The 25092-nt window shown below is 43.1% G+C and carries 19 protein-coding genes; 10 read left to right on the top strand and 9 right to left on the bottom strand.

The genetic code is table 11. From position 1 onward, the window contains the following. Nucleotides 1-171: 171 nt before the first annotated feature. A complete protein-coding gene (locus L1D60_RS04895; RefSeq protein WP_239839995.1) occupies nucleotides 172-741 on the bottom strand; it encodes an SPOR domain-containing protein in 570 nt (189 codons plus the stop codon). 216 nt (nucleotides 742-957) lie between these two features. On the opposite strand from L1D60_RS04895, the gene L1D60_RS04890 reads away from it, so the two are divergent. Continuing rightward, nucleotides 958-3642 carry a bifunctional acetate--CoA ligase family protein/GNAT family N-acetyltransferase gene (locus L1D60_RS04890; RefSeq protein WP_239839994.1) on the top strand — a complete coding sequence of 895 codons (2685 nt, stop codon included), beginning with the start codon at nucleotides 958-960 and terminating at the stop codon, nucleotides 3640-3642. Between the two features lie 34 nt (nucleotides 3643-3676). Here L1D60_RS04890 and L1D60_RS04885 read toward each other — a convergent pair whose 3' ends face one another. Further along, nucleotides 3677-4564 (bottom strand): LysR family transcriptional regulator, encoded by an 888-nt coding sequence (locus L1D60_RS04885; RefSeq protein ID WP_239839993.1) that lies wholly within the window; start codon nucleotides 4562-4564, stop codon nucleotides 3677-3679. Nucleotides 4565-4804: 240 nt separating this feature from the next. Between L1D60_RS04885 and L1D60_RS04880 the strand changes: the two genes are divergently transcribed. Continuing rightward, nucleotides 4805-6940 carry a TonB-dependent hemoglobin/transferrin/lactoferrin family receptor gene (locus L1D60_RS04880; protein ID WP_239839992.1) on the top strand — a complete coding sequence of 712 codons (2136 nt, stop codon included), beginning with the start codon at nucleotides 4805-4807 and terminating at the stop codon, nucleotides 6938-6940. 337 nt (nucleotides 6941-7277) lie between these two features. Here L1D60_RS04880 and galE read toward each other — a convergent pair whose 3' ends face one another. Further along, nucleotides 7278-8291, bottom strand: coding sequence for a UDP-glucose 4-epimerase GalE (galE, locus tag L1D60_RS04875; RefSeq protein WP_239839991.1), 1014 nt, complete (start codon nucleotides 8289-8291; stop codon nucleotides 7278-7280). Nucleotides 8292-8592: 301 nt separating this feature from the next. On the opposite strand from galE, the gene L1D60_RS04870 reads away from it, so the two are divergent. Genes L1D60_RS04870 through L1D60_RS04860 form a run of 3 tightly spaced genes read left to right on the top strand, consistent with a single transcriptional unit; the run spans nucleotide 8593 to nucleotide 11076 of the window. Beyond that, nucleotides 8593-9336, top strand: a complete 744-nt coding sequence (locus L1D60_RS04870) for a 5-oxoprolinase subunit PxpA (protein ID WP_239839990.1) — start codon at nucleotides 8593-8595, stop codon at nucleotides 9334-9336. Between the two features lie 53 nt (nucleotides 9337-9389). Then, on the top strand, nucleotides 9390-10145 hold the full coding sequence (locus tag L1D60_RS04865; protein ID WP_239839989.1) for a carboxyltransferase domain-containing protein: 756 nt from the start codon (nucleotides 9390-9392) through the stop codon (nucleotides 10143-10145). Next, nucleotides 10138-11076 carry a biotin-dependent carboxyltransferase family protein gene (locus tag L1D60_RS04860; RefSeq protein WP_239839988.1) on the top strand — a complete coding sequence of 313 codons (939 nt, stop codon included), beginning with the start codon at nucleotides 10138-10140 and terminating at the stop codon, nucleotides 11074-11076. The genes L1D60_RS04865 and L1D60_RS04860 overlap by 8 nt, the downstream gene beginning before the upstream one ends. Nucleotides 11077-11171: 95 nt before the next feature. On the opposite strand, the gene L1D60_RS04855 is transcribed toward L1D60_RS04860, so the two are convergent. The 3 genes from L1D60_RS04855 to L1D60_RS04845 form a co-directional block, all read right to left on the bottom strand. Continuing rightward, complete coding sequence (locus L1D60_RS04855; RefSeq protein ID WP_239839987.1) at nucleotides 11172-12632, bottom strand: FAD-dependent oxidoreductase; 1461 nt, start codon at nucleotides 12630-12632, stop codon at nucleotides 11172-11174. A 621-nt stretch (nucleotides 12633-13253) separates the two neighbouring features. Next, complete coding sequence (locus L1D60_RS04850) at nucleotides 13254-15689, bottom strand: ABC transporter permease (RefSeq protein ID WP_239839986.1); 2436 nt, start codon at nucleotides 15687-15689, stop codon at nucleotides 13254-13256. 1 nt (nucleotide 15690) lies between these two features. Next, entirely contained in the window at nucleotides 15691-16365 is a 675-nt protein-coding gene (locus tag L1D60_RS04845) for an ABC transporter ATP-binding protein (protein ID WP_239839985.1), read from the bottom strand. Between L1D60_RS04845 and L1D60_RS04840 the strand changes: the two genes are divergently transcribed. The 4 genes from L1D60_RS04840 (at nucleotide 16364) to L1D60_RS04825 (ending at nucleotide 22165) form a co-directional block, all read left to right on the top strand. Then, nucleotides 16364-16969 carry an arylesterase gene (locus L1D60_RS04840; RefSeq protein WP_239839984.1) on the top strand — a complete coding sequence of 202 codons (606 nt, stop codon included), beginning with the start codon at nucleotides 16364-16366 and terminating at the stop codon, nucleotides 16967-16969. The two genes, L1D60_RS04845 and L1D60_RS04840, sit on opposite strands and share 2 nt — an antisense overlap. Nucleotides 16970-17050: 81 nt before the next feature. After that, nucleotides 17051-18250: an enoyl-ACP reductase FabV gene (fabV, locus tag L1D60_RS04835; protein ID WP_239839983.1), complete on the top strand. Its 1200-nt coding sequence runs from the start codon at nucleotides 17051-17053 to the stop codon at nucleotides 18248-18250. 188 nt (nucleotides 18251-18438) lie between these two features. Continuing rightward, nucleotides 18439-20346, top strand: a complete 1908-nt coding sequence (locus L1D60_RS04830) for a GGDEF and EAL domain-containing protein (RefSeq protein WP_239839982.1) — start codon at nucleotides 18439-18441, stop codon at nucleotides 20344-20346. Nucleotides 20347-20509: 163 nt separating this feature from the next. Continuing rightward, nucleotides 20510-22165 (top strand): ABC-ATPase domain-containing protein, encoded by a 1656-nt coding sequence (locus L1D60_RS04825; protein ID WP_239839981.1) that lies wholly within the window; start codon nucleotides 20510-20512, stop codon nucleotides 22163-22165. 86 nt (nucleotides 22166-22251) lie between these two features. Here L1D60_RS04825 and L1D60_RS04820 read toward each other — a convergent pair whose 3' ends face one another. Then, nucleotides 22252-22869, bottom strand: coding sequence for a DNA-J related domain-containing protein (locus L1D60_RS04820; RefSeq protein ID WP_239839980.1), 618 nt, complete (start codon nucleotides 22867-22869; stop codon nucleotides 22252-22254). Nucleotides 22870-23091: 222 nt separating this feature from the next. Further along, entirely contained in the window at nucleotides 23092-23931 is an 840-nt protein-coding gene (locus L1D60_RS04815) for a 2OG-Fe(II) oxygenase family protein (protein ID WP_239839979.1), read from the bottom strand. 202 nt (nucleotides 23932-24133) lie between these two features. On the opposite strand from L1D60_RS04815, the gene L1D60_RS04810 reads away from it, so the two are divergent. Next, entirely contained in the window at nucleotides 24134-24766 is a 633-nt protein-coding gene (locus L1D60_RS04810; protein WP_239839978.1) for a DUF2238 domain-containing protein, read from the top strand. Nucleotides 24767-24835: 69 nt separating this feature from the next. Here L1D60_RS04810 and L1D60_RS04805 read toward each other — a convergent pair whose 3' ends face one another. Continuing rightward, the gene (locus L1D60_RS04805) at nucleotides 24836-25087 is read right to left on the bottom strand and encodes a hypothetical protein (RefSeq protein WP_239839977.1); all 252 of its coding nucleotides are present in this window, start codon (nucleotides 25085-25087) and stop codon (nucleotides 24836-24838) included. Between the last annotated feature and the right edge of the window lie 5 nt (nucleotides 25088-25092).

Raw genomic sequence — 25092 nt, 5'->3', positions numbered from 1 at the left:
TTTCTTTCGGTCCTTGAGAACTCGGTTCATTTCACTCAATGATAAACAAATAGAGAGAGAGTTTCAGTATTTAGAAGATGAAAGTGTTGATATCAGGCTTAAGCGTTCAACTATTGCTCGAATACAACGATAAGAGAAAAAGAAGGAGCTCTAGGCTCCCTCTTTCTATGGTTAGTTCAGCTTATTCAAAGTTGGGTACGCTGAGTTCTTGATCTCGTCGATGCTCTTAACAAACGGCTTCAAGTTCTGGAAAGTTTTCGGAAGCGTTGAGATCGCTTGTTTTGCTTCAGCTTTCGTTGCGTAATCACCGTAAAGTACCGTGAACCATTTAGTACCGTTCACTACTTTGTAGTTTTCCCAAACAGGTTGAGACGTTGTTGGAAGCTGATTTACAAAAGAGTCAACTTTGCTTTGACTGCCTACAGCGACAACTTGAACGGTGTAACCAAAGCGCTGGTTCATTTGTTGCTTCTTCGAAGGACCTTTCACAGTTGCAACAGGTTTTACTGTTGTCGTTTGAGTTACTTCCTGTTTCACAGGTTCAGTTTTAACAACGTTCACAGTTACATTTTCTTCGCTGACGCCTGAGCCCATTTGGTCTGATTTTGACACAACCGGAGCTTCAACTTGCGCAGTTTTGTACTCTTCTTGATAACTCTCTGAAGTCACATCCGTAATGTAGTTTTCTGATACACATGCAGCCAGCAGAAGTGGCAGAGTCGCAATTGCAATTTTTTTCATGGAAAGCTCAACGTCCTTAATAAATAACTACTATAAATCATGCCGATAGCTCGGTATAGAATCAAGTTAACTTTGATATTATACACAATTTGTGGGTGACCTATTTCACAAACTTAATCGCATATCGCATACATGATCTAATTTCGATGAAATTCCCATCAACCTGGCTATTAAAAGTACGCTAGGATGATGAGGTGTTTATTTGAAGGAAGTATTATGAACCCACTCGACTCGTTACTTAAACCTCGTTCAATCGCCGTCATTGGAGCATCAAAGCGAGAGTCTAGAGCCGGCTATATCGTAATGAACAACCTACTTCATGGTGACTTTAAAGGTGCTGTCATGCCAGTCACTCCAAAGTATGATTCGGTCGCGGGTGTTCTGTCCTACAAAAATGTTTCTCAGCTCCCTATTACACCAGATCTCGCTATCCTTTGTACCCATGCGTCACGCAATATACAAATTTTTAAAGATATTGCAGACAAAGGAATTCGTTCGGTGATTGTACTTTCATCTGACATGCACCAAGTTACCTCTGAAGGTACAACGATTGAGTTTGAATGTTTGCGTATCGCCAAAGAGCATAATATTCGAGTTTTAGGCCCCAACAGCTTGGGGATCATACTTCCTTGGATAAACCTTAACGCCTCATTTTCTCCTGTATCTGCGTTACCAGGTAAAATCGCTTTTGTTTCACAATCTGCAGCTGTATGTACCACAATTTTAGATTGGGCTAATGACAAAGAGATCGGATTTTCTGCTTTTATTTCAATCGGTAACGGTAGTGATATCGACTTCTGTGAATTACTCGATTATCTAAGTACGGATACTCATACTGAAGCAATACTTCTATATATAGACACCATTAAAGACGCGCGTCGATTTATCTCTGCCGCACGTGCAGCATCACGAAACCGAAGAATATTGGTTTTAAAAGGTGGCCGCACAGAACGAGGAAGAGCAGCCGCAATCGCTCACACCGGCGGTACCGACACACTCGACATTATTTATGATTCCGCGATTAGGCGTAGCGGGATGTTACGCGTAAAGAACATGCATGAACTGTTTGCTGCTGTAGAAACATTGACGCATTCAGTACCGCTTAGAGGTGAGCGCCTAGCGATTGTCACGAATGGCGGTGGCCCTGCAATCATGGCGGTTGATACCTTATTTGAGCGTGGAGGCAAATTAGCCGAGCTTTCAGAAAGTACTTATCAAAAACTGAATCAGCGACTGCCTGAAAGTTGGTCTCACAGTAACCCAATCGATATCGTGGGAGATGCAGGAGAACAACGCTACATCGATACCATAAACACACTACTCGATGGAGATGAAGCCGACGCTATTTTAATTATGCATAGCCCATCAGCCATTGCGCATTCGGCTCGTACTGCCGAGAAGATCATTGAAGCGATTAAAAAGCACCCAAGGCATAAGCACTTTAATATATTGACGAACTGGTCTGGTGAACTTACAGCCAAACCTGCACGAAAACTCTTTACCGATGCGGGGATTCCTACCTACCGCACACCAGAGAGTTCAATCGTCGCATTCATGCACTTAGTTGAGTACAGACGAAATCAAAGACAGCTAATGGAAACTCCAACAACAGCAGAGAAAGTTCATATCGATGATCTGGCTGATGCTAAAAATTGGATAGACACACAACTACTGGATAAAAATACAGTAGTTCTTGATACACACCAAAATAGCCAATATTTTAAGCACTTTAACTTAGATGTACTGCCGACTTGGATTGCATCTGACCCGAGTGAAGCAGTACATATCGCCGAAACAATCGGCTACCCAGTCGCCGTAAAACTTCGTTCACCAGACATTCCACATAAGTCAGATGTACAAGGCGTTATGTTGAACCTAAGAAATAGCAATGAAGTTGCTAATGCAGCACAAGCTATTTTAGATCGAACACAACTCTCCTACCCAACTGCCAACATTCATGGTTTGTTGATCCAAGGAATGGCAAAACTTGCCGGTGGACAAGAACTTAGAATTAAAGTCACTACTGATGAAACATTCGGCCCTATCATCCTATTGGGTCAGGGTGGTTCTGAATGGGATGAATCGTTAGATGCGGCAGCTGCATTTCCGCCACTCAACATGACGCTTGCTCGCTATTTGATTATTCGTGCTATCAAGAGCGAAAAGATTCGTTTACAGAAACTCCCTAACCCTATCGATATTGAAGGATTGTCTGAACTCTTAGTTCGAATATCCCAAATGGTTGTAGACTGCCCTGAGATAAAGGAACTGGATATACATCCAGTATTGGCAAACGGAGACAAGTTTACAATCCTTGATGCCGACATCACGCTTGAACGCTACAAAGGTAATGCGCAGGAAAGGTTGGCGATTCGCCCTTACCCTGTAGAACTTGAAGAAACCATTGTACTAAAAGATGGGTCTACTGCTCTTTTACGGCCAATACTGCCTGAAGATGAGCCTATCCATGCTGACTTTATCAGTAGAGTATCGAAAGAAGATCTTTATAAACGTTTCTTTAGCGATGTTGGGGAATTTAACCACGAAGCGCTCGCGAATCTAACACAGATTGATTTCGACAGAGAGATCGCCTTTGTCGTGATTAAAGAAGAACAAGGCGCTCAATCAATCATTGGTGTATCAAGAGCATTAATAAACCCAGAAAATACCGATGCAGAGTTCGCCATATTAATACGCTCAGACTTAAAAGGCGTTGGGTTAGGCAAAGTCTTAATGAAGAAAATCATCGATTATTGTCAGTCTAAAAATACAAAACAGATCTCAGGAATGACAATGCCGACCAACCGAGGCATGTTAATGCTTGCGCAAAAGATGGGATTCAAACTCGATATCAGTTTTGAAGATGGTACGGCTGATATGGTATTACCACTTCAGCCTTAATCGACGATTAACCAGTTATATAACGAATCTTAGGTTATTTGAGCGGCCAAGTCTTTTTAAGGTGTTGGATACACCAAGACTTGGCATCGCCCATCTTATTGCGGCGCCATGCGATAACAATGTCGACGCTCTGTTTTTCTGTATCTGCAATTTGCTTAATCAAGCCACTATCGATCAGAGGTTGTGCCACAACTGTCGGTAACGTTCCTATTCCTAACCCTGCCGTGATGGCTTCCACCTTCGCTGCAAAATTAGTCACCGTCATCCTTGGTTGGCGCTCAAGGATGTTAACACTAATAGCAGGCTTATCACGCGCCGTATCGGCAATAGCAATTACCCTGTAACTTTCTCGTGCCTTCTGATCGAACTCTCCAGCACGTTTATGTACATAATGATCGCTGGCAGCGACCCACATCATTTCAAGCTTACCGATGACTTCACTTTTCATATCACTAGGAATAGTTTCCATCTTAGGGCAAACCAACAAATCGGCTCTATCGTCAATTAACGACTCCCAACATCCTGCCAGAATCTCCTCTTGGAGTTTCACTCGAGTCTTGCTGATCTTTCCAAGTTCATCTATCAGTGAAAAAAAGTTAGCAACAGGAAGAATTCCATCAAACGCGATTGTTAGATCAAGCTCCCAACCATTCGCTAAGATACTGGCTTCATTCACTAGCCTCTCGGTTGCGCCCAAAATCAAACGTCCTTGCTCTAATATGAGCTGCCCTGCCTCTGTAAAATTCGCTCGATGCCCGGAACGATCGAAGATCATGATATCGAGATCTTGTTCAAGCTTTTGAATTTGATAGCTCAACGACGAGGGTGCTCTGTCAAGTTCATTGGCCGCAGCCGCAAAGCTACCACGACGACTAATCGCATCCAAAATGTGTAAAGCTTCTAGGGTAATCGGACTCTGCACAAGCTACTTCCTCATGTATTTTGTGATAAAAATCACATCAATCGTACTTTCATTGAACTAATTTCAAGTTCAAAAATGAGCTTAAATTATTGATAGAAAAGAATTTTAGTCAAAGAGCATAGATATGTAAACATTAAAAAGCTCAATAAATCGCAATGATAACAATAGTAATTCTCATTTGGATCCAATAGAATGGCATGCGCCCAAGCAACCTACTATGGATTTTAAGGTTTCAAAAAAATGTATAAAAAATCACTATTGTCAGCTTCCATTATACTAGCTGTTTCCCCTGCTCTTCACGCTGAAGAATACTCACTTTTTGACGAAGTTGTTGTTTCAGCAACACGAACTGAACAAAACAAAGAAGACGTTTCTAGCTCAATTGAAACCGTTTCATCAAAAGATATTGATAATCAAATGTCTTCAGATGTAAAACAAGCTTTACAATACACACCTGGCGTCGATGCAAATGGTAGTGGTCGATTCGGTATTTCAGGCTTTAACATCCGTGGTGTTGAAGGTGACCGAGTTAAGATGATGGTCGATGGTGTGCAGCAGCCAACACCGTACAATCCAGGTGCATCTGAGCAGAGAAAATATTCAAATGCTATCGAAATTGATACGTTACAAGTCATTGAAGTAAATAAGGGGCCTGCTTCTACCCTTTATGGTTCTGATGCAATCGGTGGTGCAGTTATGCTTCGAACCAAGAACCCTGAAGACATGTTACGTACAGACGGTGATGAACATCGCTTTGGCATTAAATCTAGCTACACATCTGCTGACGAGCAGTTTAAGAACACCCTATCTTGGGCAATGCGTAAAGGAAAGCTAGAAACTTTAGTAATGGCGACGTATGCACAAGGAAGCGAAACAGAAACCCACTCTTCTGGTTCCAATGTTGAAGGTCCAGATCGCGGTGCAGCGAACCCTGCAGATACAGAACTAAGTAACTTCCTAGGTAAAGCTTTTTACAATGTATCTGAGACTAACAAACTTGGTTTAACGATTGAGAATTACAATCGACAATACGATGAAGATGAACTCAATTACAATGGTTATACAATCATGCCAGGGTTCACGTACACAGATAACTTCAACGAAGATACAAATAAGAGATTCCGCGCCACGGTAGAGCAACAGGTTGAAATCAATACTTCTATTGCAGATTCTCTTGATTGGTCCGTAAGCTACCAAGACTCAAGCTCTTTAAGTAAGAACTACGATACCACGCCTTTTAATGGCAGACGTATGCGTGAACGTGATGCTTCTGACGTTACCCTTCAGTTTGATACTCAATTGTCTAAGTTGGTTAATATAAGCGGCTCTGACCACGAGTTCACTTACGGCTTTAGCTATCTCAAAAATGACTTCGAACTAACAAACACCGACTACAAGTTCGACCAAGGGACAGTTGCGCCAGGCAGCACTGGTATTCCAGACGCAAAAATCACTCAATGGGGTGCATTTGTTCAAGACCAAGCGTTCCTGATGGAAGATCGTTTAATTCTAACAGCTGGTTTACGTTATGACTCTTTCGTTGCTGATCCATCTACAGATGAAGGCTTTACAACTGAATATAAGAAGAACGAAAACGACGCGTTTACAGCTAAACTAGGGTCTGTTTATCACATCAATGACAACTTGTCGGTATTTGGTCAGATTGGTCAAGGTTTCAAAGCACCAACTGTTTACGACTTGTACTACTTCTACGATCAAGGTGCGATCATAGAAGCGAACCCTAACCTAAAAGCAGAAAAGAGCCTTTCTTACGAATTAGGGCTACGAGGTAAAAACGAACACGCTCGCTTTGAATTATCTACTTTCTACACAGATTACACTGACTTTATTAACCAGAGTAAGACTGGTGAACAAGGCGGTAAAGATGTTCTCACTAAAGAAAACTTAGATGAAGTGACCATCTACGGTGCAGAGCTATCTTCTACCATCAATTTAGATAGTTTAATCAACGCTCCGTTTGGAACATACACTCGCCTAGCTGTAGCATATGCAGATGGCGAAGATAAAACGACGGGCAAATCAATTGATTCAGTAGCACCACTAACAGGTACAGTAGGTTTAGGCCTTGAAAGAGAAACTTTCGGTACTGCACTAAACGTGAAAATGGTTGCCGCAAAAGACGAGTGGCATAGCGAAGATAATACCGACGCAGCAGGTTATACTCTGGTTGATATAACGGCTTACTACCGTCCAATAACCGACCTAACTCTTCGTGCTGGTTTGTTTAATGCTCTTGATAAGAAATACTGGCTATACAGCGATCTGTCAGGAAGCGATCATGACTCTCAGTTCAGCAAAGATTTTAAATCTCAACCAGGTCGTAACTGGGGTATCTCTGCTAACTACGAATTCTAATAAGCTTTACCAAGCTTAAAATACAAAAAAGCCAGCATATCTGCTGGCTTTTCAATATTTCACTTAAAATTGTAATAAAAAGGGGAAAGTGAAATTACTTTTCTGCCATTTCTTTCTTAACCATAACGGCTGCAGCGATGATGAAAGTAACGATTAGGCCTAATTCCATGATTAACTCCAAACAAAATTAACATTAAAGATATATTTTGCGCGTATAGTAACACAATGAATGCGTAAAGATACTTTTTAACCAGAAATTTACTTTTATTCCGATTCAGATCAAAAAAGGCGCCCTAAGGCACCTTTTTGGCAAATAAATCGACCTGATTTTATTAAATCAACCAGGAAAACCGTTAGGATTGTTCGACTGCCAACGCCATGTGTCTGCTGTCATTTCGGATAGCGTACGTGTCGCTTTCCATTCCAGCTCTTGCTCAGCTTTCGCAGGATCTGCCCAACACTCAGCAATATCTCCTGGGCGACGTTCAACTAGCTTATAAGGAACTTGTTTGCCACTCGCTTCTTCAAACGCTTTTACCATCTCTAGAACACTAGAACCGTTACCCGTTCCTAAGTTATAGATATGAAGACCATCCTTTTTACCCACTTTTTCTAGTGCAGCGATATGACCGTCAGAAAGATCCATTACGTGGATGTAGTCACGTACGCCAGTGCCGTCTTTTGTTGGGTAATCACTACCAAACACAGAAAGAAACTCGCGACGACCTACAGCAACCTGAGAAACAAACGGCATTAGGTTGTTTGGAATACCTTGTGGATCTTCGCCTAGTTCACCACTTGGGTGCGAGCCCACAGGGTTAAAGTAACGAAGTAAAGTAATACTCCAGTCAGGGTTCGCTTTTTGGAAGTCCGTTAGACACTCTTCTACCATTAGCTTACTGCGGCCGTATGGGTTAGTTGCACTTGTCGGGAAATCTTCGGTAATAGGCACGCTAACTGGGTCGCCATATACTGTCGCTGAAGAGCTGAATACCAATGTTTTCACGCCTGCTTCACGCATTGCATCAACAAGAACCAGTGTCCCATTTACGTTGTTATCATAATATTCAAGTGGCTTCTCTACAGACTCGCCAACTGCTTTCAAACCCGCAAAATGAATAACCGCTTCAATATTGTTTTGTTTTAGTGTTTCGATTAACAGAGCTTTGTCACGGATGTCGCCTTCGACAAACACTGGCTTAACACCTGAAACCTTTTCAATACGCTCAAGAACGCTTGGCTTACTATTATATAAATTATCAAAGATGAAAGGCGTCATACCTGCTTTGATCATCTGAATACTCGTATGGCTGCCGATGTAGCCCATACCGCCGGTTACTAAAACGTTCATTTTAAGCCCTGTTTTTATATGTATGTAATATTGGCCTTATGTTACAACAAGTTATTCATAAGATGTAGGTAAAACTAAGGCCGATGCGTGCATGCTGACGATCAAATAATAGAACACTGATGCCTTGGTCACCCTACTCTTTTTCCATTAACACTAACCATTACCTTTATCAGAGGCTAAAACACTTATTGTTGGAGTAACGTAGTCACACCACGTTAATAGAATTTTGATTGTGATCACTGTTTAAATCAGGAATTTAGTAGAACGTCTAGGGATAGTAAATATCAAGGATAGTTTGTCTGTGACAACAAAAGTACTACTGAACTGCGATATGGGTGAAAGCTTTGGCAGTTGGACAATGGGAAATGACGAAACCGTCATGGAATGGGTTGATATGGCCAACGTAGCGTGTGGCTTCCATGCTTCAGACCCACATGTAATGTCAAAAACCATAAAACTCGCTAGCCACTACAATACTCAGGTAGGTGCCCATCCAGGTTATCAAGACTTGGTAGGCTTTGGACGTCGTTCAATCCCTCACTCTATGAAAGAAATTACCGAGTTGGTTTGTTATCAAGTCGGTGCTCTCAAAGCTCTTTGTCAACACCATGGAAGTCACCTGCATTACGTAAAGCCACATGGTGCTTTGTACAACGATATGATGGCTAACTCGCAAATATTTAATGCCGTTGCCGAAGCCGTTGCAGGGTTTGGCATTCCATTGATGATTCTTTCTACAGCAAACAACCAGAAGTTTCTCGATATCGCGGATAACTATGACCTTCCGTTACTACTCGAAGCATTTGCGGATCGTGCATATCTAAACAATGGACAGTTAGCGCCCCGTTCTGTTGCCGGTTCCGTCTATACACATCAAGATGATATTTATAACCAAGTCATGCAGATAGTGAACTATGGTTCAGTGACGACCATCGAGGGGGAACGACTTGAAATTGAAGCGGATACGATTTGTGTCCATGGTGACAATCCCCAATCTATCGCGTTGATTAAGCGCATTAGCCAAGATATTAATGCACTGAGATAAACACTAGTGAATCAATATTTCTTCAATTAATACGGTAACTTATGAAGAAAACAATGAGTATTACGATCGAACCGGTCGCGGAATGCAGTGTTATGATCAAGATTGATCTTACTAACGACATGAGATCAGCAACAAAATCACAACAAAACATCACTAAACAAAAGGCATTCAACGTTCCCGTTTGTGTCGCTTCTATTTCTCAACAAATAAGGCAAGTATTCGCCCCTTATTTAATGAACGTCACGCCTGCGTATAATACGATTCTTGTCGACTATCTGCCTTATCGAATTCAGGAATCAGAACTCATTCAACAATTGAATACACTGATCACTAACATTGATTTCAACACTTTAGATTCTCAATCAAAATCGATAGTGACCATACCCACCTACTACAGTAAAGATACCGCTCTCGATCTTTCCCGTTTTGAACAGCAAGGGCTATCATTGGAGCAAGTTATCGAACTTCACACCAGTACAATCTATCAAGTGAGTTCAGTCGGGTTTATGCCAGGCTTTGCTTTCCTTTCTGATGTTGTACCAACACTCCAAATGCCTAGGCACGAAACGCCTAGACTCTCAGTCCCAAAAGGTAGCGTCGGAATCGCAGACAGAAAGACCGCGGTTTATCCTGATCAGTCCCCAGGTGGTTGGAATATTATTGGTCGATGTCCTTTACAGCTGTTTAACAGCAATGTCTCTGTAGAGGAATTAAATAACGCATCTTTGTTTAACGTGGGAGATCAAGTCCAATTTAAAGCCATTGATAAGAGCGAATTTATCGAACTTGGAGGGTGTCTAGATGAATAAGGGTTCTATCACCATATTAAAGTCTGGCCCACTCTCGCTCATTCAAGATTTTGGACGTTATGGTCTTTCACATCTCGGGCTTACACAGGGTGGACCCGTTGATGATTACGCGTACAGTTGGGCGAACCACTTGCTCCAGAACCCTATTAATAGCCCCTCGTTAGAAATAACGCTGGGACAGTGTGCAATTAAGGTGAATCAAGATTGCTTACTGTCTATTGCAGGTGGTGATCTTCAGGTGAAACTGGATGAGGCTTCGATACCCAATTGGTCATCGTTTGTGGCTTATAAAGGCCAAATACTCTCTTTTGGACTACCAAGAAATGGGCTTAGGGCTTACTTAGCCGTAAAAGGTGGCTTTAAAGCACCAGTCAGTTTAACCAGTACATCAACCGTTGTGCGTGAAAAAGTGGGTGGACTGACCCAAGATGGCCAACCTTGCCAGGCGAACCAAGACATTCAGTTTCATACACATCCGATACCATTGCATTTTAAGCCTTTAAGTGTGACTTTTCGCTATACTCCGGACTACAACCTTCCACTTACTTTGAGAGTTATTGAAGGTTACCAGTCAAATCTTTTCACCAAAGCTGCCAAATCGACCTTCTACAATAGTCCTTTTACGGTTAGTCAGAACTCCAATCGCATGGGCTATCGACTCAGTGGCGATCCAGTTGAATCACCGGATATCACAATGTTGTCGGAAGGTATTGCTCTAGGCGCGATTCAAATACCAAAAGATGGGCAACCCATCATACTTCTCAACGACAGGCAGACCATTGGTGGTTATCCAAAGCTTGGCTGTATTGCGCGTATCGACCTACCTAGACTTGCGCAGGCCAAACCCGGGCAACAAGTTTGTTTTGTAAAGGGAGATCGTTTGGGGTTACAAGATGTGTGGTGCCAATGGGCAAGGTTCTTTGGCTACTGACTTATATTGTTTGGTTCATTTTATCTCTAAGTAAAACAAAGGGTGACCTTCAATAAGAGCCACCCTTTTTCTCTTTTTGATCAATGACCTACTGTTTAATTCACTCGATTCTCACCAGTCACAATCGCCAATGCCGCTGGGTATCCGCGCTCTTGCGTAAGCGTGATAGCTTTTGTTTCAACGTCATCAATATTAAGTGACATTGTCACTGGATGTGCGCCTTCAATGGTTGTTTGTTGCGCTTCACCGTCAAACCAACGGCTATTGATCTTCTGAGCCGCTTCCAACGTTGAGGATGCTTTTACAACCTCTAGTCTTGCGTATTTTTCACCACAAAAAGAAACATCAGACGCGCGTAAGCTAGGGTCAGTCCCGGGAATCTGTTGAGCTCCAAACAGAGGTTTACCGCCCACGGTCGCTGACTTAAAGCTAGGGATAAATTGAGCCATATGTTCGATGGCGGCTTGAGTCCGTTGCTCTAATTGTGCTTCTGTCCAACCAGACACAATTTTTTTCAGCAGTTTCTGCGGGAGTTGCGGCTGAGATGAATGCTTCGAAGAAGAGACTAAGCCACCTTCGAACAGTGTAATCCCCTCTGTCATACCATGCAGTTGAAAAACGCCATCTGCATAGGGAGTGAGCTGCGCCATACCTTGAGGTGTACCACGTGGCCCATGGAATATGACTTCAGGCCACTCCTCTTTATGTTCACGACAATCTGACCAGTCCGTGACATAGGCTGCTTTAAACTCGACAAGACGTTCTTGCTTAGAGCCGACATAATCGTCAACCACACCCGTTTCAAAGCCACTCGCATTAATCAGGTACTGAGATGCAAATTTATGCTTATTCCCCGCATGATCGGAATAGCATAGCTCCCATTCGCCTTCTACTTGAGTTACCGATATGAGTCGACTGTTGGTAAGAATGTGGCAGTTGCTCTGCTTTTCTAGCGACAACTGAGCCATTGCAGACAAACGAAATACGCTCAGTCCGTACTCTTGAACTACTGCTACCGGATATTTCAAGGTGTCCAAATCAGTATGCTTAGCAAAAGGAATACACCATTCATCCAGAGTGCTTGGATTTTGGGGTTGTCTTTTAGTTGATAAAGCAACTAAGTCTTGCTTGTTATAAAGCTTGTAGTATTCGTCTGGGTTTCCCAGAACTTGATTACTTTGGTCTTGATCAACCAAAGCTTGGTAAGCCGACTTAATTACCTCTAGACGTGGTAACAGAGCTTCAGGTTGACCACCATCACTATGAGGCACTGCAATAACAGTTGGACGAATATTGAGCGTGTGAGGAAACAAACGAACAGTATCAATTGATTGAGCAAGGAGTTGAAGGCATTGCTCCTGAGAAATATCTCGATACAAATTACCACCAGCATGCAGGTGGCAGATCGGAGGCCCGTTTACCAGACTTGGCCCTTTTTCCAACAAGGTTACGTCATATCCACGCTCGCTGAAATGAATCGCACTGGTGGCGCCCGCAATACCACCACCAACAATAGCTATAGACGGTTGTTTTTTATCCATTTTGTTCTGGTTCATTGGACTCTAAAGCCTAAAATTAACTGCTTAGTATTCTACGTAGGATTGACGGTGAATTAAATCACATTTTTATCAAGGTCTTAGTTTGTCATCATCAGAAGTCAAACTAAAAAAACAAAATTTATTGCTTGACTCAATATGTGTGAATGAAAAAAACGTCGACCCAAAACACGCCAAAATTGGCCTAAGTACGGTAGTACAAAGGCTCGAAGATAGCTCATATGACATCTTGATTAACTTATCCCTAAAGTTATCCACCGATTTTGTGGATAACTGTTGATAAGGTACAACTTTGTTGCGCAAACCCTTTATTTACAGGGACTAAACAACATTATCCGAAAATATGAATTTATTATTACAGCTTATTAGCAGGTATAAACAGCCCCTTATTTAAGCTTTTTATCCCCCACGATATTGCCCTGTGGGTAACCTAACCGATGGCCGCTGTACAAAATAAAAAGTGCGTACAACCGGAAACGTTTGAACGCACTCATTAGCTACTGGCTTACCCATAACGTTAGTTTCAACACTAGCGATCACTTTGCAGCCAGTTATTTATAGATTTCTATTGCGATTATTCTCTATAACAACGCTATGACTTAACCATATCGCAGCAAAGTACTAGTTAAAGTCCTTCTTCATTGGTGCAAGGAGGCGCTTAATCAGACTGTTTACGACCGCTGCTAACGTCACAAAGGTAATCACAGGTAACATCACCCATAAAACAGGATGTAGCGTTACTGGTAATTCAAAGCCAAAGGTCATTAGGCTTGCCACACTTAGCTCTGCACCAAGTGCAGCAATACTACCCGCTACAAGCGCCATAATGCCGTACTCACACCAAATTGTATTGAGGATGCGACTTTTGCTGGCGCCTAACGTTCTATATAGGCGAATCTCTTGCTGACGCTGAGACAAGCTCAAACGCAACAATGTAAAGATCAACAGTAAACCCGCGATAACGCCAAGCCCAGCGAGCACAGTGATCGACCAAACGATCTGTTTAAGCAACTCTTGAATCTTACTGCCCATCTTGCGGATATCCATCAAGCTGACTGTCGGGTGATTACGAGACAGTTGATTCAACATCTCATCATGTTGTTCCTGTAATCTAAAGCTCACCAACCATGTCGATGGAATCGAGCTGAGTACATCCGGTGTAAAAATGAAATAGAAATTGGGCTTCATTTCACGCCACTCGACTTCACGAATGGTATTTACCTTCGCATCAAAGCGTTGGCTGTTAATCGTAAACGAGAGTTCGTCACCAATTTGAAGGCCAAGTTGATCGGCTACGTCAGATTCGACAGAAACACCATTCTCATTCGTCCACTCACCAGCAACAACGTCATTGTACTCAGGAAGAGATTCACCCCACGTAAAGTTGATTTCTCGACTCAAAGCATCTGTTTGATCAGCATTTTCACTGTACTCACTCGCTTCGACTCCATTAATCGTTGTCAGTCGTCCACGAATGATTGGGAAAGCTTGTGTGCGTTCAACGTTATTTGCGTCAATCGTCTCTAGGTACGCCTCTTTTTCGTATTCAGCAATGTTGAGTGCAAAAGCATTCGGGGCGTTCTCAGGCAGCGTCTGTTGCCAATCAGACAGCAAGTCACTACGAACTAACCAGATAATAGAAAGCAACATCAAGGACAAAGAGAGAGCGCCAAATTGGATACCCGTTGCGAGTGGCGTTCGATTGATGCGACTAATTGCGAGACGCATTGCTGTGGATACGCGGAGTTTAGCGATCAGTCTCAATACAAGAATGCTAACCAACGCAAGTACCGCAAACAGTCCAACGATTCCCCCTAGGACGATCCAAACCAGTAGGTTATTACCATACATCATTAACATCGGTACTATCGGCACCAAGAGCAGCAGATATCGTTTACTACTGTTCTGTCCTTGATAACTAGACTGAATAACACTGATCGCAGACGTGTTCACCAATCCTAAAAGAGGAATGCCCAGAGCAGGAACACCAATTAACACGCTGGTTAACACAGACAGCAAGATCGGTTGATAACCATAGCTTGGAAGCGGACTTGGAAGAAGATCTTCTAGCGGAATACGTAACAAAAACTCAAGGCCGATGCCTATCGCAATACCAAAGACAATACCAATCACCATTAGCATTAGAACTTGAATCGATAACCAGTGAATGACCCATTGTTTGCTTGCCCCTAAACTCTTGAGCATAGCGATTGTTTTCTGTCGACTTGCCACGTAGTGCTGACAAGTGAGAACCAAGGTAGTTGCCGCCATGATGACTACGATAGCAACCGTCAACGACAGATACTGAGTCGTTTTGTTAAACATTTCATTGGTGCGACTGGCACTGTCTTGATTGCGCCATCGGTCACTTGGCGTTAGTTCAATAGAGTCTTGAATCGCTTGCAGATCATTATCATCGCCATTTAAGAATAAGCGAAAGCTGACACGACTCCCTGGTTGAATGGCGCCCGTCGCATCGATGTCACTGCTATGAATCAGCACAGCGGGCATTTGTTGAAATGGGTTGAAACTGAGCCCTGGTTCTTGAGTGATCCGCCCTGTAATCGTTAGGTCGGCATCACCAATCGTGACATTGTCACCTATAGCAACCTCTAACTGAGAGAAAATTCGTTCATCAAGCCATAACTCGCCCGGTTTAACGTTTGTTTGCTGCGCATCGGTTGTTTCCAATAACATTTCGCCGCGCAATGGATAATTGCTCTCCACCGCTTTTACCGTAACAAGCTGCATGCCGTTGTCACTAAAAGCCATGGTAGAGAAACGAGTCAGTTCACTCCTTTCCAGTTTTTTATCCGCAACCAATTCAAGCAGTGAATCCGGAAGTGGGTTTGCTGAAATAAACACGCTATCAGCAGTGAGCGCATCTTTTTCTTGTTTTACTATCACTTGCTCCATGCGCTCAGCTAAAGCCGACAAAGCAAAGACACACGCGATAATAAGAGTAAGGGCGATAGAAACGGGCCATAGCTGGCCATGGCGTATCTCTTCAATACTCCAGCTGAAGAGTCTTTTATTCAATCCTTTAGAATGGCTCACTCTACACCTCCGTGATTTGACCAAGGTGCATTTTCAAAGTGCGCTGACAGCGCTGAGCGAGTTTAGGGTCATGAGTAACAAGAACCAACGTGGTGCCGTGAGACGCATTAAGCTCAAATAAAAGCTCTACAATCTTGGCAGCGGTTTGCTGATCAAGATTACCTGTGGGTTCATCAGCAAACAGAATTTTAGGCTTAATCATAAAAGCACGAGCGAGTGCCACACGTTGTTGTTCACCACCAGAAAGTTGTGAAGGTAAATGGTCGACACGATCTTTAAGCCCTACCGACTCCAGTAACGCGGTTGCACGCTCTATATCTTCCTCTTCGCCCTTCAGTAAACACGGCAAGGTTACGTTTTGTAGTGCGGACAAACTCGGGATTAGTAGAAAGCTTTGAAAAACAAATCCAACCGACTCACTACGAATCTGAGCTCGCTCTTCATCGTCTAATTGAGAAAGTGGTTTGTTTAGAAGATGAATTTCACCAGAACTAGGCACATCGAGCCCTGCAAGCAGTGTCATTAGGGTCGATTTTCCCGCACCTGACGTACCAACGATAGCAACGGTTTCACCTTCAACAATATCGATGTCAACCTTCTCTAAGATTGTCAATTGTTCTTGATTAGTAGACACTGTCTTCGAAACAGATTCAGCTTTTATTATGGATGTATGCATGACTCGACTAATTTCCTTTTTAATTTTTATACTTTTTTCCACAACTACATTTGCGCAGAACCAGACAATCTTAGTGTTAGGTGACAGTTTAAGTGCTGGTTACAACATGGATATCAAACAGAGCTGGCCTACCTTACTTCCAGACGCTTTATCCGAATACGACAAAGAAGTTACCGTAATCAACGGCAGTATTTCTGGCGATACAACGGGCAATGGCCTTTCTCGTTTACCGCAATTATTAACGGAACATACGCCAGACACAGTACTCATTGAACTGGGCGCGAACGATGGCCTTCGTGGTTTCCCGCCTAAGGTGATCGAACAGAACCTCGAAAAAATCATCCAACAGATTCGAGATTCAGGTGCAAAGCCAGTCATGATGCAGATACGTATTCCGCCTAACTACGGCAAGCGCTACAACGACCAGTTTGAGTACGTATTTACGTCGCTATCTGATCAGCAGAAAGTGCCACTACTGCCATTCTTTCTCGAGTATATCATTATGAAACCTGAATGGATGATGAACGACGGACTGCATCCTAAGCCCGAAGCGCAACCTTGGATTGCAGAGTTTGTTGCCGAGAAATTATACCAGTATCTTTAGCTTTTAATGGTCTAGCTCAATCTTTTTTACATAGCTTTACGTTAACGTGAGTTCATAACAGCGTTAAGTGTAAGGTTATTTATGATAATAAAACCCGTTATAAAGGGTGTCGTTGCCAAAAATGCGCACCCCCTAGGCTGCCAACAAGCAGTCAAGCAACAAATTGAATTTGTTAAAAATGCTCCTCAAATCAAAAACGGCCCGAAGCGTGTTCTGATTATCGGAGCATCTTCAGGCTTCGGACTCGCTGCTAGAATTGCCCTCACCTTTGGTGGCGCTGAAGCCGATACCATTGGTGTTTCATTCGAGCGAGGACCTAATGAAAAGTCATTAGGGAGCGCAGGTTGGTACAACAACATCTACTTCAAACAAGAAGCCAAACGTGAAGGTCGCAAAGCGATAAACATCGTTGGTGATGCCTTCTCCAAAGAAACTCGTTCACAAGTGGTTGAGGCCATCGAAACTTACTTTGAGGGTGAAGTTGACCTAATCATCTATAGCCTCGCAGCAGGTGTACGTCCTAAAGCTGACACCGAGGAGTTCTGGCGTTCTGCAATCAAACCAATTGGTCAAAGTGTCACTGGCACTACCATCTCTCTGGAAGACGATAGCTGGAATACCACTACGCTTGAACCGGCAACAGAAGACGAGGCCGAAAGCACACTCAAGGTTATGGGTGGTGAAGACTGGGGTCATTGGGTAGACGAACTAATCAACGCCGAATCTATTGCTGAAGGTTGTAAAACCATCGCCTTCTCTTATGTTGGACCAGATGTAACACACCCTATCTATCTAGATGGAACGCTTGGACGCGCTAAAATCGACCTTCATCAAACCAGTCACTCACTGAACCTTGAGTTAGCTAACTTTAGCGGTGGTGCGTACGCAACGGTGTGTAAAGCACTCGTGACCAAAGCAAGTGTCTTTATTCCGGGTTTGAGTCCTTATTTATTGGCGCTTTACCGCGTGATGAAAGAAAAAGGGACTCATGAAACATGCATCCAACAAATGCAGCGCCTGTTCAGCACCAAACTCTACGGCCAAGATAAAATCCCACTTGATGGTGAGCGCCTCATTCGAATGGATGATTGGGAACTTGAGCCTGAAACACAAGCTCATGTATCAGAGCTTCTTGAGTCAATGGATGAAGAAAACTTCAAACTCACGGGCGACTATGCTGGCTTTAAACAGGAGTTCATGCAGCTCAACGGATTTGAGTATTCGGGAATTGATTACACCCAACCATTGAATACAGAAGATTTTATAAATCTCAAGCCATAATTCCTTTCTATCTCAGGTATGAGACTTGGATTCAGTTTTAAAAGCCTCTCGCAAATTGGAGAGGCTTTTTTATGTAATCTACCTATACTCAAATTAACAGTTTCATTACATCTCTAGGTGCATATTACATCGACAGGGAGACGAGATCACAGGATGTGATTCGTCGAGTAAAAGCGACATGGAGTCTTATGAAAAAGATAAATACGCTCGATTTAGATATACCCAGTGATATGAAGGTCGGTTGGCAAAACATCGTCGATTTACTGGCTAATATCACTCACGTACCCGCCGCACTGATTATGCGCGTGCACACCGCATCAATTGAAGTTTTCGCAACCAGCCATTCTGACGGTAATCCTTATAAGGAAGGAGACTCTGAAGAACTTGGACATGGTCTGTATTGCGAGACAGTCATGAGAACAAACCGTCGCTTAATCGTCCCCGACGCAACTCAAGATCCAAATTGGAAAAACAACCCTGATATGAAAATTGGAATGATTTCATATTGTGGTATCCCTTTGCTTTGGCCGAATGGCGATGTATTCGGAACGATCTGTATTTTGGATAGCAAAGAGAACCACTACACTCCAACGTATATCCAACTGCTTGAAAGCTTTAAACTCTCGATTGAGTCGCAACTCACAACGCTCTATCAAAATGCAAAACTCTCTAAGTTGAACAAAGAGCTTAAATCAAGAGTCCATACTCGGACACAAGATCTTGCCAGCTTAAACTATTCCCTAAACCTTGAAATCGATAAGCGAAAAGCGGCAGAGCAGAAAGTCACTTATCAAAAAAATCACGATCTAGGCACAGGGTTCTTAAACCGCCACGCTTTCGAATCTAAGCTCAATGCTCAAATAACGAATGAAAAACAACTGAACAACCGATCATTTGCTGTTGTTCATATCGGGTTTACTAACGGCAGACGTATTCAAGCTCGTTACGGCTACCAAGCGTTTGATGATGTTCTGGTCGAATATCGCCGTAGACTTTCCACGATCCAAGGTATTGAAGTGCTAACCGGAAGGCCTACTTCCGTCGACTTGGCGATTGCCTATACCACAGACAAACTTAACGCTCATCTCGACACGCTTTGTGAACAACTGGTCGAGATCGGTCACTCAGAATTCACGATAGGCGGTGACAATGTTCACCTGCATGCTTTTATCGGCCTGACAATAACCGACACTCAAGACAACGCAGAAGCAGCACTTAAAAAAGCATCGGCGGCCATGCTTGCTTGTAAAGATTCTGGGCAAAAATACTGCTTCTATTCTCAAGCTTATAATGACGACCAGATACACCTCAATAAGATTGAGGGCTACCTCTTACAAGCAGTGCGTAACGACGATCTTATGCTCTACTTTCAGCCGAAGGTTTCCCCGCTTACACATAAATGGGTAGGTGCTGAAGCTCTACTTCGCTGGCGTCACCCTGTTCTTGGTGATATTTCAAATGAAACGCTCATCCATATGGCAGAACAAAATGGATTGATCTTCGAAGTCGGCAATTTTGTTCTTCGCTCCGCCATCGAAAAAGCTAAAGAGTGGTCTGCGTATGTCGATGACTTCAAGATGGCGATTAACGTTTCTGCGGTACAATTAAAGAACGTGCAGTTTTATGAGCAAATCGTTCATTTACTTGAAACCTATCACCTTCCAGCTCGCTTTCTTGAATTAGAAGTAACAGAAAGCGGTTTAATAGCTGACGAAGTCATTGCAAAGAATACCTTAGAATCGCTTCATGATTTAGGCGTGACATTGTCACTTGATGATTTCGGAACAGGCTATGCTTCTTTTGGCTACCTCAAAAAATTCCCTTTTGATGCCATTAAAGTAGATAAGAGTTTTATCGACCAGATAAACAACTCACAAGATGACACTGAGATTGTGCGATCGATTGTGCAGATTGCCAAAAAGCTCGACCTTAAAGTAGCGATTGAAGGCATAGATAACGAAGAGCAAGAACAATTCATTATTCAAGAGGGTTGCGATATTGGGCAAGGATACCTTTATGGCAAGCCGATGACCTGCCAAGAGTTCGAGCACAGCCTTGCCGACCAAAACTATCTAAACAGCAGTCGCTACGCCTAATTGGTGCATTTAGGCGCCAATTGGCGCTTACAATGAATTAATGGTGGTGTAAATTGCCGATACTTTGCAATTTACGCCCACTTTCCCTTTACTCTATAGGTGGTGATTTTTATAATCGCCGCCTTTCTATTTGTATCTTTCTCCAACTAAGGCATTTTTCGTTATGGATCAGTTGACTGCAAAGCTAAAAAAGCTCGAAAAACAAAACTACCGTGCATATCAACAAATCAAAGGTCAATACGACTTTGCTGACTTTGAACTTCATATTGACCACATCCAAGGTGACCCATATGCGTCCCCTTCTCGCTTTCGTGCGACACGCGCTTGGTCATTAACAGGTTTAGAGTGGCTGAAAGGCAAATCACATGTATACCAAATTGCAGCGCGTGACTTCATTGCGCGTAGCTTTGCAGAATTTGCTAAACAAGAATCGACTATCTCTATCGCACTAACAGGTCAAACCGTCCTTGATAGTACAGCGGTACTGTTCACAGAGCACGGTATTGAAATTCGTTTCCGTATCAACCTCCCTGCTGATGGACGTAGCATTCTGGCTAAGAAAGCAAATAACATTATTACTTTCTACCTGCCTAAGTTTATCCGCCGAGCGACACTGGAGCGCGAGTTAGACTTTGATGCCCTAGTTGAGCACTGTCAGACCATCGAAGATCAAGAAGCCCTTCGTTCTCAACTGGATGAGCATAACCTTGCTGCGTTTGTTTCTAACGGTAGTGTTCTACCGCGTATTGCAGGTAACTGCGACCTACCGATGAAAGATGCAGTTGCGTTCGAAGCACCTGAATCTTTATCTGTAACGCTAAAAACGCCAAACCGCGGTGAAGTAAAAGGCCTAGGTATTCCTAAAGGTATTACTTTGATTGTCGGCGGTGGCTTCCACGGTAAATCGACGCTACTTAATGCAGTTGAACGCTCTATCTACAACCACATTCCAGGCGATGGTCGTGAAGGAATCGTTACTGCGTTAGATACGATGAAGATCCGCGCGGAAGACGGCCGCTGTGTTCATAGCTTGAACCTTTCGAACTACATCAATCACCTACCAATGCAAAAAGACACGTCGGACTTTACGACTCAAGATGCGTCTGGTTCGACATCTCAAGCGGCTTGGCTACAAGAGTCAATTGAGGCGGGTGTTCAAACCTTATTGATTGATGAAGATACATCAGCAACAAACTTTATGATCCGCGATGAACGTATGCAGGCATTAGTCGCGAAAGGTGACGAGCCAATTACTCCTCTGGTCGACCGTATTGGTCAGCTACGAGACGAAATGAACATTTCAACAATTGTTGTTATGGGCGGCTCGGGCGATTACCTAGATGTTGCCGATACGGTAATCCAAATGCATGACTACCAGGCAGTAGATGTAACCGAAAAAGCTAAAGAAGTGATTGAGCAGCACCCTACGCAGCGCCACAACGAGTGTGAAACAGCACTAGAAATGTTTGTACCTCGTTCATTAAACCGCGCATCTCTGATGAGCATCTTGTCTGACGGCAAATTCCGAGTAAACGCGAAAGGCAAAGATTCACTGCGCTTTGGTAAAGAGTTCACAGACTTATCAGCACTTGAACAACTAGAATCTGCGTCAGAAGTGAACGCGATTGGTTGGGCTTGGTTCCAGTTTGCGCAACTTCCTGGTTGGTCGAACAACCCGGCGAAAGAGTTTAACGCGATGTTGGATAAAGATTGGCACGCGAACATGCCGAACTATGGTGATCTAGCGAAACCAAGAACTCTCGATATCATGGCAGCGTTGAACCGTATGCGTAAATCTCAGTTCAAGCCATCAAACTAACAGTCCGCTCGAGTCGCTTTGATTCACTAAGCTGAACAAAAAGATAAAAAATAGTGCGTCCAACGCACTATTTTTTTATCGGTCACTTATCTAAGGACATTCCACGCTTCACACAAGACTCTAAATTGAGCGCTATTCCCTTCTTCCCTATCTGGGTGCCAGCGTAATGCGAGTTTTCGCCAACGCTTTCTAATCTCAGTAGGTGTCGCATCGTTTGGAAGCTCGAATAACGAAAGCGCTTTGCTCCTGTCCATATCACCAATGTCTTCACCCCCGACAAACTTACGATAACGAGTCCAAAACTCATTCAATAGTCGTTTGACCTCACCTTCATCTGCTTCGTAATTTTCCCAATGCACATAATAGTCACGTAGCGGGTCTTCCGGATCGATAGCATGTCCATTGGCGTAATAACGGCCGTGCATCAATTCAATATCCATCGCCTGCACTTGTAACCAACTCTCTGGAAACAAGGTCTCTTGTAATTGATAAAGCGCATTCATGATAAGGAAGTTCTTTTTAAACAGATCCTTTTCAGGTTTCGGATCCAAGATGGGTACAAGACCGAGATCATTAAGGTGAGTCGCAAGCGTATGAACCTTCCAGCCTCGAGGTTGCTTTTTGAGTACCTCCATAATCGGCCAAAGCAATGGGTTTTCCATGTGAGTTTGAAAAGGAGCACTCACGTCTTGTTGTTCTAACATAATATGGAGCCAGTTTTATAATGCAGGTTGGTTCATATATACATTGAAAGCCATCAATTATGATTTGTCGAGGATTGAAACAAAAGTTTCAACGATTCACCCCAATAATATCAAGCCGATAACTCTTTGAAATTGAATTGCTAGTCGAATACCTAACTTTGCTTCAAACACAAAAAAGCCAGCGAAATGCTGGCTTTAGTCTTCCTATGGAATCAGGCTTGCTTAGATAACACCTAGCTCGCGTAGACGTTCCATCAGGTATTCATTCGCTGTGTACTTCTCAGACAATACCACTTCAGGTTTCGGGTGTAGGAAAAGTGGTAGAGAAATACGAGAGTTCTCTTGGCGCTCACCCGTTGGGTTAATTACGCGGTGTGTTGTAGATGGGAAATAACCACCTGAGGCTTCTTGAAGCATGTCACCAATGTTAATGATTAGGTTACCAAAATCACACGGTACATCTAACCACTGATCGTCTTGAGTTTTCACCTGTAGGCCTGGCTCATTCGCCGCAGGGAGAACCGTTAGCAGGTTGATATCTTCGTGAGCTGCTGCACGGATTGCACCCGGCTCTTCATCACCCTGCATTGGTGGGTAGTGTAGAACACGTAGCAGTGTTTGCTCGCTACCATTAATCATTTCAGAGAGTGCAACAGAGAATTTCTCTTGTACTTCTTGCGGTGCGTGCGCTTCAACCCAACCTAATAGTTCTTGAGCGAAAGCATTCGCACGATCATAGTAATCTAGGATCTGTTCTTTCAGTTGCTCAGGGATTTGACCCCAAGGATAAACGTGAAAATACTCTTTAATGTCTTTAACGCTGTGTCCTTTAGCGACTTCTGAAACAGAAGGTGGAAAGTATCCGTCTTGTGTCTCAACATTAAACTGAAAATCGTTCTTCTCTTCTGTCATGAAGAATTGGTACCAGTTTTCATAGATAGATTCTACGAGTTCTTTAGGGATTGGGTGATTTTTTAAAACACCGAAGCCAGTTTCACGTAATGAGCGAACAAATTGCTCTGCTGCATCGTCAGCAAGATAATCGACAGTTTCCAGTTTCATGACTTTCTTTCTAGTTATGTGTGTAATGAACGGCGATTTTAGGGTGCGCTTTGTCGTAAATCAAACTTTTGTGAAACTCTAGCAATCGTTTGTCTAGATACTGGGCGTTAAACCGCCTTTTCAACACATTTTGTAAATTGAAAATAAATTGTACAGTGTTCAATATTATGACAACATACTTGATTATTGATGAGGATTACTTATGACAGTGACTACTGAACCTATGCCCGCTCCACTCAGCGGTAATCGATCTCTATTAATTCTGACCGCCGCTTATCTTGTTGTCTTTATATTTTCCGCAATTGCACCTTCATCTAGAGCGGTGTGGATTGCAGAGATTATTCCAGCTGTAGGTATCTTAGCGGGTATCTGGTGGTTTTCTCGAAAGCTAACCTTCTCTAACACCGCCTACGTATTGATGTTCATCTGGTTAGCCTTACACACGATAGGTGCGAAATACACTTTCGCAGAGGTTCCTTTTGATTGGTTTAATCACTTGATTGGCTCTGAGCGTAACAACTTCGATCGCGTGGCTCATTTCTCAATTGGCTTATACGCCTACCCGCTAGCTGAATATATGATTCGTAAGAAACTATCATCACCGATTATCGCGGTGTGGTTTTCTCTCTTCGCGATCATGAGTGTGGCAGCAGGTTATGAAATCATTGAGTGGTGGTATGCGGAATTGGCTGGTGGTGATGAAGGCATCGCGTTTTTGGGTTCACAAGGTGATATTTGGGACGCTCAGAAGGACATGTTGTGCGATACCTCTGGAGCGATCGTTGCGTTAATAATCATGAAGCTACAAGGCCGAATCAATAAGCCAAAGATCTAAAAATAGTTTCTAAAAGACTCTCTGATAAAACAAAGGAATACTCGCTAGTACTCCTTTGTTCTTTCGTTCCTATTTCATTGTGACCTTCCCACCAATCATCTTGAAGGCGGGTGTTCCTCTCACTAAGGTATCTCTGGCAAACTCAATCTCACAGCCGGGGCAATGACAAGGCTTTGTGGTGTAGTCTTCAACGATCCTCTCTTTAAAGCATTTCACTAGGGCACCTTTACCACCTTTTCGATATTTGAAGAGTTGTGTCTTACACTTGGCACAGAAAATCTGTACCGTTTTGCTTGGTTGTTTCTTGTTTGGTTTAGCCATGAATT

This window comes from Vibrio sp. Isolate30, assembly GCF_022397975.1.
GTDB lineage: Bacteria > Pseudomonadota > Gammaproteobacteria > Enterobacterales > Vibrionaceae > Vibrio > Vibrio fortis.
Note: the sequence above shows the minus strand (reverse complement) of the source record. Positions and strands in the feature narration are given on the sequence as shown.

Bases quoted from the DNA above. Each gene is read 5' to 3' on its own strand.
- L1D60_RS04895 (WP_239839995.1), bottom strand. From the start codon at position 741: ATGAAAAAAATTGCAATTGCGACTCTGCCACTTCTGCTGGCTGCATGT.
- L1D60_RS04890 (WP_239839994.1), top strand. From the start codon at position 958: ATGAACCCACTCGACTCGTTACTTAAACCTCGTTCAATCGCCGTCATT.
- L1D60_RS04880 (WP_239839992.1), top strand. From the start codon at position 4,805: ATGTATAAAAAATCACTATTGTCAGCTTCCATTATACTAGCTGTTTCC.
- galE (WP_239839991.1), bottom strand. From the start codon at position 8,291: ATGAACGTTTTAGTAACCGGCGGTATGGGCTACATCGGCAGCCATACG.
- L1D60_RS04865 (WP_239839989.1), top strand. From the start codon at position 9,390: ATGAGTATTACGATCGAACCGGTCGCGGAATGCAGTGTTATGATCAAG.
- L1D60_RS04860 (WP_239839988.1), top strand. From the start codon at position 10,138: ATGAATAAGGGTTCTATCACCATATTAAAGTCTGGCCCACTCTCGCTC.
- L1D60_RS04855 (WP_239839987.1), bottom strand. From the start codon at position 12,632: ATGAACCAGAACAAAATGGATAAAAAACAACCGTCTATAGCTATTGTT.
- L1D60_RS04840 (WP_239839984.1), top strand. From the start codon at position 16,364: ATGACTCGACTAATTTCCTTTTTAATTTTTATACTTTTTTCCACAACT.
- L1D60_RS04845 (WP_239839985.1), bottom strand. From the start codon at position 16,365: ATGCATACATCCATAATAAAAGCTGAATCTGTTTCGAAGACAGTGTCT.
- fabV (WP_239839983.1), top strand. From the start codon at position 17,051: ATGATAATAAAACCCGTTATAAAGGGTGTCGTTGCCAAAAATGCGCAC.
- L1D60_RS04830 (WP_239839982.1), top strand. From the start codon at position 18,439: ATGAAAAAGATAAATACGCTCGATTTAGATATACCCAGTGATATGAAG.
- L1D60_RS04825 (WP_239839981.1), top strand. From the start codon at position 20,510: ATGGATCAGTTGACTGCAAAGCTAAAAAAGCTCGAAAAACAAAACTAC.
- L1D60_RS04820 (WP_239839980.1), bottom strand. From the start codon at position 22,869: ATGTTAGAACAACAAGACGTGAGTGCTCCTTTTCAAACTCACATGGAA.
- L1D60_RS04815 (WP_239839979.1), bottom strand. From the start codon at position 23,931: ATGAAACTGGAAACTGTCGATTATCTTGCTGACGATGCAGCAGAGCAA.
- L1D60_RS04810 (WP_239839978.1), top strand. From the start codon at position 24,134: ATGACAGTGACTACTGAACCTATGCCCGCTCCACTCAGCGGTAATCGA.
- L1D60_RS04805 (WP_239839977.1), bottom strand. From the start codon at position 25,087: ATGGCTAAACCAAACAAGAAACAACCAAGCAAAACGGTACAGATTTTC.